15 protein-coding genes, 1 tRNA gene and 1 pseudogene are annotated in these 14,840 nt (G+C 55.2%); 12 read left to right on the top strand and 5 right to left on the bottom strand.

The window, feature by feature from the left end:
- The first annotated feature begins 13 nt into the window (after positions 1-13).
- Together H7U36_RS02740 and H7U36_RS02735 are read left to right on the top strand one after the other, a co-directional pair.
- On the top strand, positions 14-175 hold the full coding sequence (locus tag H7U36_RS02740; RefSeq protein ID WP_171031491.1) for a hypothetical protein: 162 nt from the start codon (positions 14-16) through the stop codon (positions 173-175).
- A complete protein-coding gene (locus H7U36_RS02735) occupies positions 175-864 on the top strand; it encodes an HAD family hydrolase (RefSeq protein ID WP_205155674.1) in 690 nt (229 codons plus the stop codon). The genes H7U36_RS02740 and H7U36_RS02735 overlap by 1 nt, the downstream gene beginning before the upstream one ends.
- Before the next feature lie 130 nt (positions 865-994).
- Here the strand turns inward: H7U36_RS02735 and nagB are convergent, their stop codons facing one another.
- From nagB to H7U36_RS02720, 3 genes are all read right to left on the bottom strand, one after another.
- Complete coding sequence (gene nagB / locus H7U36_RS02730; RefSeq protein WP_033124751.1) at positions 995-1,732, bottom strand: glucosamine-6-phosphate deaminase; 738 nt, start codon at positions 1,730-1,732, stop codon at positions 995-997.
- A 56-nt stretch (positions 1,733-1,788) separates the two neighbouring features.
- Complete coding sequence (locus H7U36_RS02725) at positions 1,789-2,394, bottom strand: carbohydrate-binding family 9-like protein (RefSeq protein ID WP_243426674.1); 606 nt, start codon at positions 2,392-2,394, stop codon at positions 1,789-1,791.
- A 130-nt stretch (positions 2,395-2,524) separates the two neighbouring features.
- Positions 2,525-3,382, bottom strand: coding sequence for a class I SAM-dependent methyltransferase (locus H7U36_RS02720; protein WP_205155673.1), 858 nt, complete (start codon positions 3,380-3,382; stop codon positions 2,525-2,527).
- A gap of 211 nt (positions 3,383-3,593) precedes the next feature.
- Here H7U36_RS02720 and yedF point away from each other — a divergent pair, with 211 nt between their 5' ends.
- The 9 genes and pseudogenes from yedF to H7U36_RS02675 all read left to right on the top strand — a co-directional run bounded on the left by yedF (position 3,594) and on the right by H7U36_RS02675 (position 12,557).
- A complete protein-coding gene (yedF, locus tag H7U36_RS02715) occupies positions 3,594-4,202 on the top strand; it encodes a sulfurtransferase-like selenium metabolism protein YedF (RefSeq protein WP_191429187.1) in 609 nt (202 codons plus the stop codon).
- Between the two features lie 30 nt (positions 4,203-4,232).
- Positions 4,233-5,273, top strand: a complete 1,041-nt coding sequence (gene selD / locus H7U36_RS02710; RefSeq protein WP_081957945.1) for a selenide, water dikinase SelD — start codon at positions 4,233-4,235, stop codon at positions 5,271-5,273.
- A 59-nt stretch (positions 5,274-5,332) separates the two neighbouring features.
- Positions 5,333-6,748, top strand: coding sequence for an L-seryl-tRNA(Sec) selenium transferase (selA, locus tag H7U36_RS02705; protein WP_138302818.1), 1,416 nt, complete (start codon positions 5,333-5,335; stop codon positions 6,746-6,748).
- Positions 6,745-8,658 (top strand): selenocysteine-specific translation elongation factor, encoded by a 1,914-nt coding sequence (selB, locus tag H7U36_RS02700; RefSeq protein ID WP_205155672.1) that lies wholly within the window; start codon positions 6,745-6,747, stop codon positions 8,656-8,658. The genes selA and selB overlap by 4 nt, the downstream gene beginning before the upstream one ends.
- Complete coding sequence (locus tag H7U36_RS02695) at positions 8,658-9,566, top strand: selenium metabolism-associated LysR family transcriptional regulator (RefSeq protein WP_138302819.1); 909 nt, start codon at positions 8,658-8,660, stop codon at positions 9,564-9,566. The genes selB and H7U36_RS02695 overlap by 1 nt, the downstream gene beginning before the upstream one ends.
- 173 nt (positions 9,567-9,739) lie before the next feature.
- Positions 9,740-10,909 (top strand): annotated as a pseudogene (locus tag H7U36_RS02690) (aminotransferase class V-fold PLP-dependent enzyme); the annotation flags it as partial.
- A 66-nt stretch (positions 10,910-10,975) separates the two neighbouring features.
- A complete protein-coding gene (yedE, locus tag H7U36_RS02685) occupies positions 10,976-12,079 on the top strand; it encodes a YedE family putative selenium transporter (protein WP_033124759.1) in 1,104 nt (367 codons plus the stop codon).
- Between the two features lie 38 nt (positions 12,080-12,117).
- Complete coding sequence (locus H7U36_RS02680; protein WP_033124760.1) at positions 12,118-12,321, top strand: sulfurtransferase TusA family protein; 204 nt, start codon at positions 12,118-12,120, stop codon at positions 12,319-12,321.
- Positions 12,321-12,557 carry a putative Se/S carrier protein gene (locus H7U36_RS02675; protein ID WP_205155670.1) on the top strand — a complete coding sequence of 79 codons (237 nt, stop codon included), beginning with the start codon at positions 12,321-12,323 and terminating at the stop codon, positions 12,555-12,557. Before H7U36_RS02680 ends, H7U36_RS02675 begins: the two co-directional genes overlap by 1 nt.
- 7 nt (positions 12,558-12,564) lie before the next feature.
- Here H7U36_RS02675 and H7U36_RS02670 read toward each other — a convergent pair whose 3' ends face one another.
- Both H7U36_RS02670 and H7U36_RS02665 read right to left on the bottom strand, forming a co-directional pair.
- Entirely contained in the window at positions 12,565-13,152 is a 588-nt protein-coding gene (locus H7U36_RS02670) for a TetR/AcrR family transcriptional regulator (RefSeq protein WP_205155669.1), read from the bottom strand.
- Between the two features lie 167 nt (positions 13,153-13,319).
- Positions 13,320-14,354: a proline racemase family protein gene (locus tag H7U36_RS02665; protein ID WP_205155668.1), complete on the bottom strand. Its 1,035-nt coding sequence runs from the start codon at positions 14,352-14,354 to the stop codon at positions 13,320-13,322.
- Between the two features lie 310 nt (positions 14,355-14,664).
- Here H7U36_RS02665 and H7U36_RS02660 point away from each other — a divergent pair.
- A tRNA-Sec gene (locus H7U36_RS02660) sits at positions 14,665-14,762 on the top strand.
- Positions 14,763-14,840 lie beyond the last annotated feature (78 nt).

Raw genomic sequence — 14,840 nt, 5'->3', positions numbered from 1 at the left:
GAGAGACGCTGTTATGACAGAAGAACTGATCCGTGAACTGAAACACGTAAAAAACGCACTTGTGAACAAGGAAATGAAAGGGGAAGCCTGGGAGGAGAAGCAGGAGATGATCCAGAAGCTGGAGGATGTCACCAGCTATCTGAAGGATGCCCTGGGACAGGGGATTGAATTCTGATGGGCGCCGAAAGGCCGGGGAGTATAGAAGCCCTGGTGTTTGACATGGACGGACTTCTGTTTGACTCAAAACGAGTTGTGCAGCGAACCTGGAACATGGCCGGAGAGGAGCTGGGAGCAGGACAGGTGGGAGAGCAGATCTACCACACTCTGGGCATGAACCTGAAGAGCAGGACGGAATTTTTTCACAGGGTCTTTGGCCCGGACTTTCCCATGGAGGAATTCGCCGAGAGGACGAGAAGGTATTACAGGCAGATCGAGGAGACAGAGGGCGTGCCCCTGAAGACGGGAGTCCGGGAGCTCCTCTCCTATGGAAAGGAGAACGGATACAGAATGGCGGTGGCCACCTCCTCCAGGAGGGAGCACTCCACCTACATGCTGAAGCGGGGTGGGATCTACTCCTTTTTCGACGGATTTATGTTCGGCGATATGGTGGAGAACGCCAAGCCCGACCCGGAGATCTACCGGAAGGCCTGCAGCCTTTTGGACACAGCGCCGGAGCGGAGCATGGCTCTGGAGGACTCCCCCAACGGCATCCGGTCCGCATCCGCCGCCGGCATGGCGGCAGTCATGGTGCCGGATCTGGTGCAGCCGGATGAGGAGCTAAAGAGACTGGCTTTCCGGGTGTGCCAGGACCTGACGGAAGTGATAGGGATCCTGGAAGGACTGAAGCCGCAGGCGAAGGCCTGAAAGAGCGGGAAAAAGCGAGACAAAATAAGACAAAATGGGACAAAAGAAAAGCATGGGCAGCAGAAGAGATACTTCCTGTCCATGCTTTTTCTGTTTGCCAGAGGACCGTGAACCGGTCCGGTCTGCCTTTTTATTTCAGCTTTGGCATTTTTGAGAGAGCGGCCTCGTCAGCTACCAGAGTCACATCGTTGTGCATCTGAAGGATGGAAGCCGGAACCGCGGGAGTGACCGGACCAAAGAAGGCGTCCCTTACGATATCCGCTTTTCCCTCTCCGTTTACGACTACAAGAATCTTCCTGGCCTGCATGATGGTCTTGATGCCCATTGTGTAGGCCTGACGGGGAACATCGTCGGCGGAGGCGAAGAAGCGCTTGTTTGCCTCGATGGTGCTCTCCTGGAGATCCACGCAGTGGGTCTCCTTCTCGAAGGCCTCTCCTGGCTCGTTGAAGCCGATGTGCCCGTTGTGGCCCAGGCCGAGGAGCTGCAGGTCCACGCCGCCCAGAGACTGGATCAGCCTCTCGTAGCGGGCGCACTCCTTGTCGCTGTCAGGCTCTGTGCCGTCCGGAAGATGGGTGTTTTCCGGAAGAATGTTTACGTGGTCGAAAAGATTGTGGTGCATGAAATAGTAGTAGCTCTGATCGTTATCCTTGGAGAGTCCCTTGTACTCGTCCAGATTTACGGTGGTGACTGCGGAGAAGTCGAGATCCCCCTTTTTGTACCAGTCCACCAGCTGCTCGTATGTGCCGATGGGAGTGGACCCTGTGGCAAGTCCCAGCACGCAGTCTGGCTTCATGATGATCTGAGCGGAAATGATATTTGCCGCCTTGCGGCTCATGTCGCGGTAGTCGGTAGCTTTGTAGATTTTCATTTGGATAAACCTCCTCAAAACATATTTTCTTTTCTATGGATGTGAAATCAATCGTTTCAGACAAGAACAGCCTCCGCAAAGTACTCCGGCATGTGGAAGGAGGGCACCGGGGAGGTGATGGGAGCGTAGGCCGCGTAGTGCTCAATGTCCTTGGACTCCGAGATCTTGTAAAAGTTGCAGTAAAAGGTGCTGCCCTTTTCCAGCTTCATAGGCCCATACACCCGCTCCAGCGCGGACAGCGGGAGGTGGAAGAGGGCGCTCCAGCGGTCCTCCTCGATCACGGCCCTGGCCTGGAACTGCTCGGCCTCCTCTCTGGAAAAAAAGGACCGGTAGGTCCGGGAGGGACCGTAGCCGGCGAGAAGGGCGCCGTTTGCGTTGATCTCAAAATTCAGATAGGTGCCGGAGGCGTCCTCTTTCTGGGGAAACAGAAGGAAGGCCTCCATGGCGCTGTCCTGGTAGACCGGGTCCAGGTAGGACTGATAGGTTCTCCTTGGATCCTTTTCCTCGCATACCATGCGCACATAAAATCCATCCCCCGGCACAAACCCGATATAGAAGCAGGTGCGGGGAATGGAGGAGGTGCCCCACAGAAGATGAGTGATCTCGAAGGGGGCGACAGTATTCAGTTCTTCTTTGTCTTTTAATATCTTTACATTCATCATGTCTCCAATGTAGCAGACAAAGGAGAGAAAAACAACAGCTTCAAAAAGAAAAATATGAAAGTGCAAAAAAAACAATTTATTGTGCTATAATCATGTCCTTTTCTTCCTGAACGATCCCTGGCGGCTCGCCTTAAGCCTCCCATCTGCCGGAGGCGCCGCAGGGGAGAAAGAGCCCTGAGGCCGTCACAGGAAGAGCGATCTCCTGGGACTGTACATGCCCGCCAAAGGACTTCAGCTCCGTGCTCAGCATGTAGGTGAGCACAGCCGGGGCCAGCCCTGTGGTGTAGGAGTTTACCAGGAAAAAGAGGGGATTGTCTGACAGGACCTTTGTGCACAGCTTGATAAAGGGGTGGATGGACTCCTCGATCTTCCAGATCTCCCCCTTGGGTCCCCTGCCGTAGGAGGGCGGGTCCATGATGATGGCGTCGTAGTGGTTGCCCCTGCGGATTTCCCTCTCCACGAACTTGGTGCAGTCGTCCACCAGCCAGCGTATGGGGGCGTCCTTCAGCCCGGAGGAGACGGCGTTCTCCTTGGCCCAGGTGACCATGCCCTTGGAGGCGTCCACGTGGGTCACCGAGGCGCCCGCAGCGGCAGCGGCCAGGGTGGCTCCCCCTGTGTAGGCGAAAAGGTTCAGCACCTTGATGGGGCGGCCCGCCCGCCGGATCTTTTCAGAAAACCAGTCCCAGTTGGCGGCCTGCTCCGGAAAGAGCCCTGTGTGCTTGAAGCTGAAGGGCTTCAGATTGAAGGTCAGCTCCTTGTAGTGGATGGTCCACTGGGATGGGAGGTCAAAGAACTCCCACTCGCCGCCGCCCTTCTTGCTGCGGTGGTAGTGCGCGTTGCACTTTCTCCAGCCCTTCAGTGTCTTCGGAGTGTCCCAGATGACCTGGGGATCCGGCCGGATGAGGAGATAGTCGCCCCAGCGCTCCAGCTTTTCTCCCCGGCTGCAGTCCAGCACCTCGTAATCCTTCCAGTTGTCAGCAATCCACATATATTTTCAACCTCGTTTCTTGTTTGATCATACATTAATAATACGTTGCGCGGAGAATTATAGCATACCTTGGACAAGCCTTCAATTCCAACGGGAATATGTTTCTGAAATTTGTGGAATATTACGTGTATGACCTTTACCTTTTGCACTATCAGTGATAGAATGTTTCTATAAGTGGGCGTGGACCCGCAAAAGAAAGGTGGAATACAGTATGATCACAGTAAATGCAATGGGAGACAAGTGTCCGGTACCGGTCATCAAGACAAAGAAGGCTATGCAGGCCCTGACAGGCCCGGAGATCATCGAGGTTCTGGTAGACAATGAGATTTCTGTACAGAATGTGACAAAGATGGCTTCCTCAAGCGGCGGCAAGGTGACCTCCGAGAAGCTGGGAGAGGGCGAGTACAAGGTGACGATCCAGATGGAGGGAGCTCCGGCGGCAGCGGACGCAGCCGATGACACAGCCTGCATCCCGGACGCGAGGGGCAACATGATCGTCGTCATGTCATCCGACCGGATGGGCTCAGGAAACGATGAGCTGGGCAAGGTTCTGGCAAAAAGCTTCATTTTCGCGGTGACACAGCTTGAGGAACTGCCCAAAACCATGTTATTCTATAACGGCGGCGCCACGCTCACCTGCGAGGGATCAGACTGTCTTGAGGATCTGAAATCCCTGGAGGCGCAGGGCGTTGAGATCCAGACATGCGGCACATGCCTTGACTACTATGGCCTGAAGGAGAAGCTGGCAGTCGGATCTGTCACAAATATGTACAGCATCGTGGAGACGATGGCCGGCGCTGCCAAGATCCTGCGCCCATAAGGGAGGCAGGCTAAAGGAGGATATTTTATTATGAAATCAGATGTCAGACTGACCACGCTCAGCAAGACAGCGGGCTGAGCGGCCAAAATAGGTCCGGAGACCCTTGCTCAGGTTCTGAGCAAGCTGCCGAAATTTCAAGACGACAACCTGATCGTCGGCATAGAGACGTCCGACGACGCAGCTATCTATAAGGTGACAGACGATATAGCCATGATCCAGACCGTGGACTTCTTCACGCCGATTGTGGACGACCCATACATGTTCGGGCAGATCGCGGCGGCCAACTCCCTAAGCGATGTGTGGGCCATGGGCGGCGAGCCCGCGGTGGCCTTAAATATCGTGGGATTTCCCAACTGCCTTGACCCAGCTATCCTGGGCGACATACTGGCAGGGGGAGCGGACAAGGTGAAGGAGGCCGGAGCTGTCCTTGTGGGCGGACACTCTGTCCAGGACGACGAGCCCAAGTACGGCCTGTGTGTGTCCGGCTTCGTGCATCCCCAGAAGATCTTTAAAAATTACGGCTGCAGGCCGGGGGATGTGCTGGTGCTCACCAAACAGATCGGAAGCGGTATCGTCAACACGGCTGTGAAGGCCGAGATGGCGTCTCCCTCCGCTATACGGGAGACCCAGACTGTGATGGCGTCTCTGAACAAGAAGGCAAAAAAAGTGGCAGAGAGGTACAATGTATCTGCCTGCACGGACATTACGGGCTTTGGGCTTCTGGGCCACTGTGTGGAGATGGCCGAGGCCAGTGAGGTGACATTTGAGCTTCGCGTCCACGACATCGCCTACATGGAGGATGCCATAGACTATGCCAAGATGGGGCTTGTGCCCGCCGGGGCATATAAGAACAGAGGCTACTCCATAAAGAAGGTGGAGACCGGGGGCGTGGAGGAGCACTATCTGGATCTTCTGTATGACCCGCAGACATCGGGCGGCCTGCTCCTGTCTGTGGCGCCGGAGGATCTGGAAAATGTGATGCGCGACTTTGAGCATGCGCATATGGATACAAAGGTATCCGTGATCGGGAAGGTGGGACCGAAGAGCGATAAGCTGATCGTCCTGTCCTGATGGTCAGATTTAAGGGTAGGATCCAGTGATCCGATCCAACAGGATGCGAGGAAGGGAATATGGATAAAAGCAAGTTATACCGCAGCATACCCAAGGTGGATGTTCTGCTGGCGGATGAGGAGATACAGGGGCTGGTCGAAGCCTACAGCCGGGAGACCGTCATGGAGGCGATCCGGTCTGAGACAGATGCCCTGCGGGCCTTTATCGGGGCCTGCCAGGATGAGGAGGAGGCCCGGCAGAAGACAGAGAGCCTCAAAAAGGATATTGAAGACCGGGTCAGAGCTATCAACACGCCCAATATGAGAAAGGTGATCAACGGCACTGGCACGGTCCTGCACACAAACCTGGGCCGGGCCCCCATTTCCGGGGAGCACTTAAAGAAGGCCGCGGACCTTGTGAGCGGGTACTCCAACCTGGAATACAATCTGGAGGCGGGAAGAAGAGGGGAGAGGTACTCCCACTTTGAGCAGCTTCTGTGCCGCCTGACGGGGGCTGAGGCGGCTATGGCCGTCAACAACAACGCGGCGGCGGTCATGCTGATCCTGAGCTCTCTTGCCAGGGGCGGAGAGGTGGTAGTCTCCAGGGGTGAGCTGGTGGAGATCGGAGGAAAATTCCGTATTCCCGATGTGATGGAGCAAAGCGGCGCCACTCTGGTGGAGGTGGGGACCACCAACAAGACCCATCTGGCCGACTACGAGGAGGCGGTGACAGAGGAAACCAGGGCTCTCCTCAAGGTCCACACGAGCAACTACCGGATCGTTGGATTTACAGAGACCGTGGAGATCGATGAGCTGATCCCCCTGGCCAGGGAGAAGGATATCCCTGTCATCGAGGATCTGGGCAGCGGCGTGCTCATCGATCTTTCCAGATACGGGCTTACATACGAGCCCACGGTGCAAAGCTCCATAGCAAAGGGGGCGGACGTGGTCAGCTTCAGCGGGGACAAGCTTCTGGGAGGCCCCCAGGCCGGCATCATCGTGGGAAAGAAGAAATATATCGATATGATGAAGAAAAATCAGCTCACCAGGGCGCTGCGGATCGACAAATTTACAGCCGCGGCCCTGGAGCTGGTGCTCCATGAGTATCTGTCAGAGGAGAAGGCCGTCCGCAATGTGCCGGTCCTTCGGATGATCACCCAGCCTGCCGGTGAGGTGAAAAAGGCGGCGGACTCCTTTGCCAGGAAGCTAAGACGGCTGCACCTGGCCGCGAAGATCCAGGTGGTCCCCTGCCAGTCCCAGATCGGCGGCGGCTCTCTGCCCCTGGAGAGGCTGGAGAGCTGGGGCGTGTCCATCTCCCCTGAGAGCGTCACTGTGCCTGAGCTGGAGGAGCGGATGCGTCGCCTGCCGGTGCCCATCATCCCCAGAGTGGTCAATGATACGATCCTCATGGATATGCGGACCGTGACAGCGGAGGACGCAGCCCTGGCAGCCCGGGAGCTTGGCGAGCTTGAGGAACTGGAGGTGCCGGAACAGTGAAGCATATTATCATCGGAACAGCGGGCCACATCGACCACGGCAAGACCACACTCATAAAAGCCCTCACCGGGAGAAACACAGACCGGTGGGAGGAGGAGCAGCGCCGGGGGATCACCATTGACCTTGGATTTACCTGGTTTGATCTGCCGGGTGGAGACCGGGCGGGTATCATTGACGTGCCGGGACATGAGAAGTTCATCAACAACATGGTGGCCGGCGTGGTGGGCATGGATCTGGTTCTTCTTGTGGTGGCTGCGGATGAGGGCATCATGCCCCAGACCCGGGAGCACATGGACATCCTGAATCTGCTGGGTATTGAGAAGAGTATCATCGTCCTGAACAAATGCGACCTGGTGGAGGAGGACTGGCTGGAGCTTGTGGAGGAAGAGATCAAAGAGGAGCTGGCAGGAACCTTCCTGGAGAAGGCGCCGGTGGTGCGGGTGTCCGCAGCCACGGGAGAGGGCCTTCCCCATCTGGTGGAGGTGATCCAGAGAATGTCGGAGGAAGAGGTGGAGGAAAAGGACACCTCCACGATCCCCCGTCTGCCCATTGACAGGGCTTTCTCCCTCTCCGGTTTTGGCACCATCATCACAGGAACCCTGCTCAGCGGCACGATCACAAAGGAAGACACGCTGGAGATGTATCCCATCGGGAAGACCAGCAAGATCCGCAGCATACAGGTTCACGGCGAGGACGTGGACAAGTGCTATGCGGGACAGAGGGTGGCGATCAATCTGTCCAATATCAAAAAGAGGGAGATCAGGAGAGGCTGTGTCCTGGCACCGCCTGACAGTATGAAGAACACGGATCTTTTGGATGTGAAGATGCGGATCCTGGACTCCTCCATGCGGGTGCTGACCAACCACACAAGGCTCCACCTCTTCACCGGCACGAGCGAGATCCTCTGCCGTGCGGTGCTCCTGGACAAGGAGGAGATCGGACCGGGAGAGAGCGGCTACGTGCAGCTTCGCCTGGAGGAGGAGCTTGCCGTGAAGAAGGGGGACAAGTTTGTGGTGCGGTTTTACTCGCCTATGGAGACCATCGGAGGCGGCGTGATCCTGGAGCCCAATCCCTCAGTACACAGGCGCTTCCAGCAGCAGGTCATCGAGGATCTGGAGCGGAAGGAGTCAGGCTCCACAGCGGACGTGGTGGAGATGCATGTCCGGTCTCACGGAGAGACTATGATCACTCTGTCAGAGCTGGCCAAATTGACAGCCCTTGCCCCGGAGGAGATCGCCCGGGATGTGGAGGAGCTTAAGAAGGAGGGGACAGTTCTTACGTTCCCCATGAGAAAGGACACCTACGTGTGGCACAGGCAGGCTGCTGCCCGGGCCAGAGAGCGGATCCTGGAGGAGCTTGCAGGCTATGAGGCAAAATATCCCTACCGCTACGGCATGAAGAAGGCACAGATCCACACAGCGTTTTTTCCGAAGCTGAAGCCCAATGTATTTGACTCCTTTATCAGCCGTCTGGAGGAGGAGCAGGCTATAAAGAGGGTGGACGAGTTCCTCTGCACGCCGGATTACGAAGTGTGTAAGGACGCCACCTACCAGCAGGTGTCAGAGACCCTTCTGGGGGCTATGGAGAAGGCCGGGTTTGATTTTGTCCGGTACGGGGAGATCCCTGTGAAGGGAGTGAGCCAGGAGGTGGAGGATGATATCCTGAACATCCTTCTGGAGGAAAAGCAGATCGTGAAGGTGACAGAGGAGATGTACACTCTGTCATCCTACATGGAGCAGGCGAAAGAGAAGATACGCGAAAAGCTGAAGGAGGAGCCTGTGATAACCATCGCCCAGGTCCGGGACATGTTCCATACAAGCAGAAAGAGCGCCAAGCCCATTCTGGAGTATATGGACACGGTCAAGGTCACAAGAAAAACAGGGGCGGAAAGTGAAAGGGTAGCATACTGATGAATTTAAAACAATTGGAGGCATTTGTGGAGGTGGCTCAGTCCGGCAGCTTCTCAAAAGCGGCAAAAAAGCTGTTTCTGACGCAGCCCACCATCAGCGCCCACATTGCCTCTCTGGAAAAAGAACTGGATACAAGGGTTTTTGTGCGAAACACAAAGGAGGTGGCGCTCTCCCCCGAGGGGCAGAAGCTGTACACCTACGCCCGCCAGATCCTGGATCTGACGGAAAAGATAAAGGAAGAGTTCGGCAGACACGACGAGGAGGAGCAGAAATGTGTGACTATCGCGGCCTCTACCATCCCTGCGCAGTACCTTCTCCCTGACATCCTGGCCAAATTTAACGCCAAGCATCCCGGCGAGCAGCTCCGGATCCTGGAGTCGGACAGCAGCCAGGTGGCGGAGCAGGTGGCGGAGGGCTCGGTGGATATCGGCTTTACCGGCACTGTGCTGGAGAAAAAATTCTGCAAGTATATTCCCTTCTACAAGGATCAGCTCGTGGTCATCACGCCGAACACGGAAAAATACCGGGAGTACAAACAGCTGGGAAGCGATATCTACTGGATACAGGAGGAGAGCGTCATCATGCGGGAGGAGGGCTCAGGCACCCGCAAGGAGGCGGAAAAGCAGCTCCGGCACCTGGGCATCCGGTCAGAGCGGCTTCATATCATCGCCAGCATCGCCAACCAGGAGACTATCAAGAGATCAGTCATCCAGGGCATGGGCGTCTCCATCCTGTCCCGGCTGGCCGCCAAGAACGAGGTGGAGAGCGGCCGCATGCTGGAGTTCCCCATCCCAGAGGCGGACGAGGGAAGGGATCTGAACCTTGTGTACAACAAAAATCATCCCCTGTCCAAGTCGGCGCAGCGGTTTATCAAGACTGTGAAGGAGATCTATCGCATCGAAAAATAGGCGGAAATACCAAACGGAAGCGCTCTGTGGAAGGCCACAGGGCGTTTTTTTAAGGGGCATGATGTTGGGACAGTGGCTCTGTGTAATTTATAGAAAAAGCAAATGAATAAAATCTATATATTGATTTTAACGATTAGACGTAAAGACGCAAAGAGAAGTATACTAAGAAAGAAGCCAGAAGACAGATTGGGGGAATGAAGATGATCTATCTGGACAATGCGGCGACGACGATGCAGAAGCCGAAGGAAGTGATCCAGGCGGTTGTGACTGCCATGCAGTCCATGGGGAACGCCGGCAGGGGTGCTCACTCGGCCTCGCTGGAAGCATCAAGAACGATATATGACACAAGAGAGAAGCTCTGCCACTTTTTCGGCGGAAAGGATCCCAGACAGCTGGTGTTCACATGCAACTCCACGGAGAGCCTGAACACGGCCATCAAGGGCGTTTTAAATCCCGGTGATCACGTGATCACCACTATGCTGGAGCACAATTCCGTGCTGCGTCCCCTTTACGAGATGGAGGAGCGGGGAGTTCGCCTGACCATCATAGAGAGTGACAGAAAAGGGCTCGTTGAATACGAAGATTTTGAGAGGGCTATCTGTCCGGAGACAAAGGCCATCGTGTGTACCCACGGCTCCAACCTGACAGGCAATCTGGTGGATATCGAGAGAGTGGGCAGGATCGCGAAGGACCACGGCCTTCTCTTTATCGTGGATGCCTCCCAGACAGCGGGGGTATTTCCCATTGACGTGGAGAAGATGCACATAGACATCCTCTGCTTTACAGGCCACAAGGGGCTCTTGGGGCCCCAGGGGACAGGCGGTATGTACGTGAGGGAGGGCGTCAAAGTGCGGCCCTTAAAGAGCGGCGGCAGCGGCGTCCAGACCTACAGCAGGACTCATCCGGCCCAGATGCCTACATCCCTGGAGGCGGGGACCATGAACGGCCACGGCATAGCGGGACTCCACGCGGCCGTGGAGTATATTGAGCGGACAGGCATAGACAACATCCGCAAAAGAGAGCAGGAATGTATGTGGAATTTCTACAACGGAGTGAAAGATATTCCCGGCGTTACTGTGTACGGCGATTTTTCCGGAGGGGAGAGATGTCCCATCGTCTCCCTCAATATCGGTGATTATGACTCCTCAGAAGTTGGCGATGAACTTCTTACAGAATATGGAATTTCTACCAGACCGGGGGCTCACTGTGCGCCTCTGATGCACCAGGCCCTGGGAACGGTGGAGCAGGGGGCAGTAAGGTTCAGCTTTTCCCACTACACCACTGATGAGGAGGTGGAGACGGCCATAAGAGCCATCCGTGAGCTTGCGCAGGAGGAAGAATAGTGGGTTCCTGGAGCTTTCGGTAAATCTGTTTTTTTGAGTGAATGAGAGTAGAAGGAGGAAGTACAAATGAATTTTAACTTGTCAGACTCAAAGAAAAAACTTGCGCTGGCAGGGGTGGTATGCGGACTTGTGGCGGCAGCCCTCGCGTACTTTGGAAACCCGGCCAACATGGCGATCTGTATCGCCTGCTTTATCCGCGACACAGCGGGGGCCCTTGGCATGCACCAGGCAGACACGGTACAGTATGCCCGCCCTGAGATCATCGGCATCGTTCTCGGCGCTTTTGTGATTTCAGCGGCTACAAAGGAGTACCGTTCCACGGCTGGATCTTCACCGATGATCCGCTTTATCCTTGGAATGGTCATCATGATCGGCTCCCTCGTGTTCCTGGGATGCCCGCTGCGTATGGTGATCCGTATGTCCGCAGGCGACCTGAACGCATGGGTAGCCCTCATCGGCTTTATCCTCGGCGTGGCCACAGGCGCCTTTGCCCTGAAGAAGGGCTTCAGCCTGGGAAGGGCTCATGAGACCCAGAAGACCAGCGGCGTGGTACTGCCGGCCATCATGGTAGGTATCCTGCTGCTTGCACTGTGCACCACACTTCTCAAGTCCAGCACAAGCGGCCCGGGAAGCATGCATGCACCTATCATTATCTCCCTCATCGGAGGCCTGATCTTCGGCGCCTTTGCCCAGAAGTCGAGAATGTGCTTTGCGGGAAGTATCAGGGACGTGATCCTGATGAAAAACTTTGACCTTCTCACAGTGATCGTGGGACTCTTTGTTGTTATGCTGATCTACAACATCGCGACAGGAAACTTTACGCCTGGCTTTGACACGCCGGGCATCATCGCCCACTCCGAGCACCTGTGGAACATTCTCGGCATGTACGCGGTAGGCTTTGCTGCTGTACTGGCAGGCGGATGCCCGCTGCGCCAGCTTGTCCTTGCGGGACAGGGATCTGCGGATTCAGCGGTGACAGTTCTGGGTCTGTTCTTCGGCGCGGCTCTGTGCCACAACCTGGGACTTGCCTCCAGCGGCACAGCCCTCAACGCGGAGACTGGAGAGGTTGTAGCGGGAGCGGCTACACCTGCCGGAAAGGTGGCGGTGATCATCTGTATCATCGTGTGCTTTATCATTGCGTTTACAAATAAAAGAGAGAGTGCAAAATAGTTGTAAATATGTTATTCTAGGAAAGAAGGTAAAATAATATGAAGGAAGTAGATGCAAGAGGTCTTTCCTGCCCGGAACCTTTGATGCTGACCGCGGAGGCCCTCAAAAATGCAGACGGGCCGGTGAAGGTGCTCGTCAGCGAGCCCCATCAGAAGATGAACGTGGAGAAATACGCGAAAGACCACGGGAAGAAGGCAGTGTCAACAGAGAAAGACGGTTGCTTTGAAGTAGTGATCGAATAATGAGAAAGAAAGAATTAAAGCTGGTCGTAACATTTCACACAACAGCAGATGCCATGGCTATGGAGAAGGCGTGCAGGGGCAAAAATGCCCCCGGACGCCTGATCCCTGTGCCCCGGTCCATATCCGCCGGGTGCGGACTTGCCTGGTGCGCGGCCCCCGCGGAGCGGGAGGCCATCCTCTCCGTGATGGAGGAGGCGGGCATTGAGAGTGAAGCCCTCCACGAGTGCATGGTGTAGCTGCGCTTCAGAGCCCCGTGCGGAAGGTGTCCAGCACATGGGGGAGCAGCTTGTCGCTTTTCCGCGTCAGGGAGAACTTACCCTTGAACAGGGACCAGTCGTACAGGAGGGCCCGCTCGTACATGGCGTAGATGTCCATCAGCTCAGCCGCGGTGGAGGTGGGGGCGAACTCCCCGGCATCCAGCCCCTCCTGGATCAGCTGGGTGACCCACTGGAAATAAAATCTCTTCTTGTCGGAGAGGGACTTCTTGTCCTTTGTGATGAGCTGTGAGGAGTACAGGTAGGCCAAAAGGTGCAGGTCCACGCTGCTCTCGATCATGAAAAACAGCTCGTGGTTCAGGTAGAGCAGCTTGTCGTAGACCGTCATCTCCGGGTCGATCGCGGTGGAGAGCTCCTCGTACTTCTGGTCAAACAGGTTGGACAGGGTGTTCAGGAGGGCCTCCTTCCCCTTGAAATAGTGGTAGAAGGTTCCCTTGGAGGTCCTGGAGGCGTTGATGATGTCCTCCACGGTCGTGTTGTCGTAGCCGTTCTTGTAGAACAGGTTCCAGGCCGCCTTCACGATGCGGCTCTTTGTGGACTGCCGTTTTTTCGCCATGTTCTCATCCCTTTCTGCGAAATGTGCGGTGTTCCGAATGTCTGAAGGGAGGCTGTGTCTTTTTACGGAAATCACAGCTCCGGTATAGAGTAATAAGAAAGGAGAGCGGTACCCACCGCTCTCCTTGACTGTCCGCGGACAGATCTGCCAATGGCAGGCAGGATTGATTAACCAACCTGGAAACCGTATTTCAGCGGATCCTCGGGATCGATCAGGTATGTAGCAACGCCTGTCAGGTATGCGCTTCCTGTGATCATCGGGATGACTGCGTCGTAATCGCCGACCTTTGTCGTCTCTTTGATCACGCCCTTGAAGATGCTGCCCATGAAGCTCTCATAGCGGAACTCCTCGCCGACTTTGATCTCGCCCCAGTGATACAGGGTAGCAAGCTTCGCGCTTGTGCCTGTTCCGCAGGGTGAACGGTCTGCCATAGCGTCTCCGAAGATAACGACGTTGCGCAGGTCAGCCTTGTCCGGATTTGGTGTGGGTCCGTAGAACTCAACCAGGTCAACAGAGTCGATGTCAAGCAGCGGGTGCTTTACAGGGATCTCCTTGCTGATCGCATCCAGGATCTTCATGCCGAGAGCGGAGTAAGCGGGAACATTCTTTCCGTTGATCTCGCCGATGTCGAGCTGAGCTGTGTCAACGAGAGCGAAGAAGCTGCCGCCGAAGGAGATCGTGAACTTGATCTCTTTGCCGTCGATCGTAACGGACTGGTTCTCTTTGTAAACGAAAGCGGGAACGTTTGTCAGTGTTACGCTCTCAACCTTGCCGTTCTTGACCATAGCCTTTGTGCGGATCAGTCCTGCGGGAGCCTCGAGAACAACGTCGTTCTCGCCCTCGTGGGACTCAACCAGGCCGGCCTCAACAGCTACGGTGACTGCGCCGATGGTGCAGTGTCCGCACATGTTCAGGTATCCGCCTGTATCCATGAACATAACGCCGTAGGAAGCCTCGGGGTTGACTGGCTTGCACAGGAAGGCGCCGAACATGTCATGGTGTCCTCTTGGCTCGAACATAAGAGCGGTACGAACCTGATCGTAGTTCTTCTCCATCCATTTCTTCTTCTCGATCATTGTGTTGCCTTCCGGCTCCGGAAATCCGCCGTATACCACGCGGCAGAACTCTCCTTCAGTGTGGGCGTCCACTACCTGAAGCGCAGCCTCAAAGCGGTCGAAGTTAACATTAGCTTTTAACTCCATAATTACTACCTCCTTAGGATTGAAAAAATGTTTCCTTATAGATAAAACCTATAAGTTTTTTATAAAAACACATCGAAAACCCCCATGTTCTCTCCGTGTCTTATACGGAAAACAGCAGCAAATCGTTGTTAAATTAACGATTAGACCGTATTCTAGTACTTCGTCTAGTATACCGTTCACTTTTCTACCCACTATTATGGGGGAAATGCCTTGAAAAGTCAATGTTTTTTTGCTAATATAAAAGTGTCCAGAAAAGGCTTGAAATCTGACAAAAGCTGTGCTATTGTTAATGAGCATGAGAAATGAATACGGGGGTAGATGGGTGACTGGTGTGCCTCCTAGTCTTCAAAACTAGTGTGGGGCGTTAAGAGCGTCCCGGGTGGGTTCGATTCCCACATGCCTCCGCCAGAAAATGCTCGTTTTCTGTTAAAAAAGTAGCAGGAGCGATTTATAGATAAAATTTATAGATTTGACCTGAAAGTCTTC

The organism is Faecalicatena fissicatena (assembly GCF_016900595.1).
In the GTDB taxonomy this organism is placed as follows: Bacteria; Bacillota; Clostridia; order Lachnospirales; family Lachnospiraceae; genus Claveliimonas; species Claveliimonas intestinigallinarum.
The sequence above is the reverse complement of the archived record's forward strand: the minus strand, read 5'-3'. Positions and strand labels throughout refer to the sequence as shown.

Coding starts and splice junctions, on each gene's coding strand:
- H7U36_RS02740 (WP_171031491.1), top strand. CDS start 14: ATGACAGAAGAACTGATCCGTGAACTGAAACACGTAAAAAACGCACTT.
- H7U36_RS02735 (WP_205155674.1), top strand. CDS start 175: ATGGGCGCCGAAAGGCCGGGGAGTATAGAAGCCCTGGTGTTTGACATG.
- nagB (WP_033124751.1), bottom strand. CDS start 1,732: ATGAAAATCTACAAAGCTACCGACTACCGCGACATGAGCCGCAAGGCG.
- H7U36_RS02725 (WP_243426674.1), bottom strand. CDS start 2,394: ATGATGAATGTAAAGATATTAAAAGACAAAGAAGAACTGAATACTGTC.
- H7U36_RS02720 (WP_205155673.1), bottom strand. CDS start 3,382: ATGTGGATTGCTGACAACTGGAAGGATTACGAGGTGCTGGACTGCAGC.
- yedF (WP_191429187.1), top strand. CDS start 3,594: ATGATCACAGTAAATGCAATGGGAGACAAGTGTCCGGTACCGGTCATC.
- selA (WP_138302818.1), top strand. CDS start 5,333: ATGGATAAAAGCAAGTTATACCGCAGCATACCCAAGGTGGATGTTCTG.
- H7U36_RS02695 (WP_138302819.1), top strand. CDS start 8,658: ATGAATTTAAAACAATTGGAGGCATTTGTGGAGGTGGCTCAGTCCGGC.
- yedE (WP_033124759.1), top strand. CDS start 10,976: ATGAATTTTAACTTGTCAGACTCAAAGAAAAAACTTGCGCTGGCAGGG.
- H7U36_RS02680 (WP_033124760.1), top strand. CDS start 12,118: ATGAAGGAAGTAGATGCAAGAGGTCTTTCCTGCCCGGAACCTTTGATG.
- H7U36_RS02675 (WP_205155670.1), top strand. CDS start 12,321: ATGAGAAAGAAAGAATTAAAGCTGGTCGTAACATTTCACACAACAGCA.
- H7U36_RS02670 (WP_205155669.1), bottom strand. CDS start 13,152: ATGGCGAAAAAACGGCAGTCCACAAAGAGCCGCATCGTGAAGGCGGCC.
- H7U36_RS02665 (WP_205155668.1), bottom strand. CDS start 14,354: ATGGAGTTAAAAGCTAATGTTAACTTCGACCGCTTTGAGGCTGCGCTT.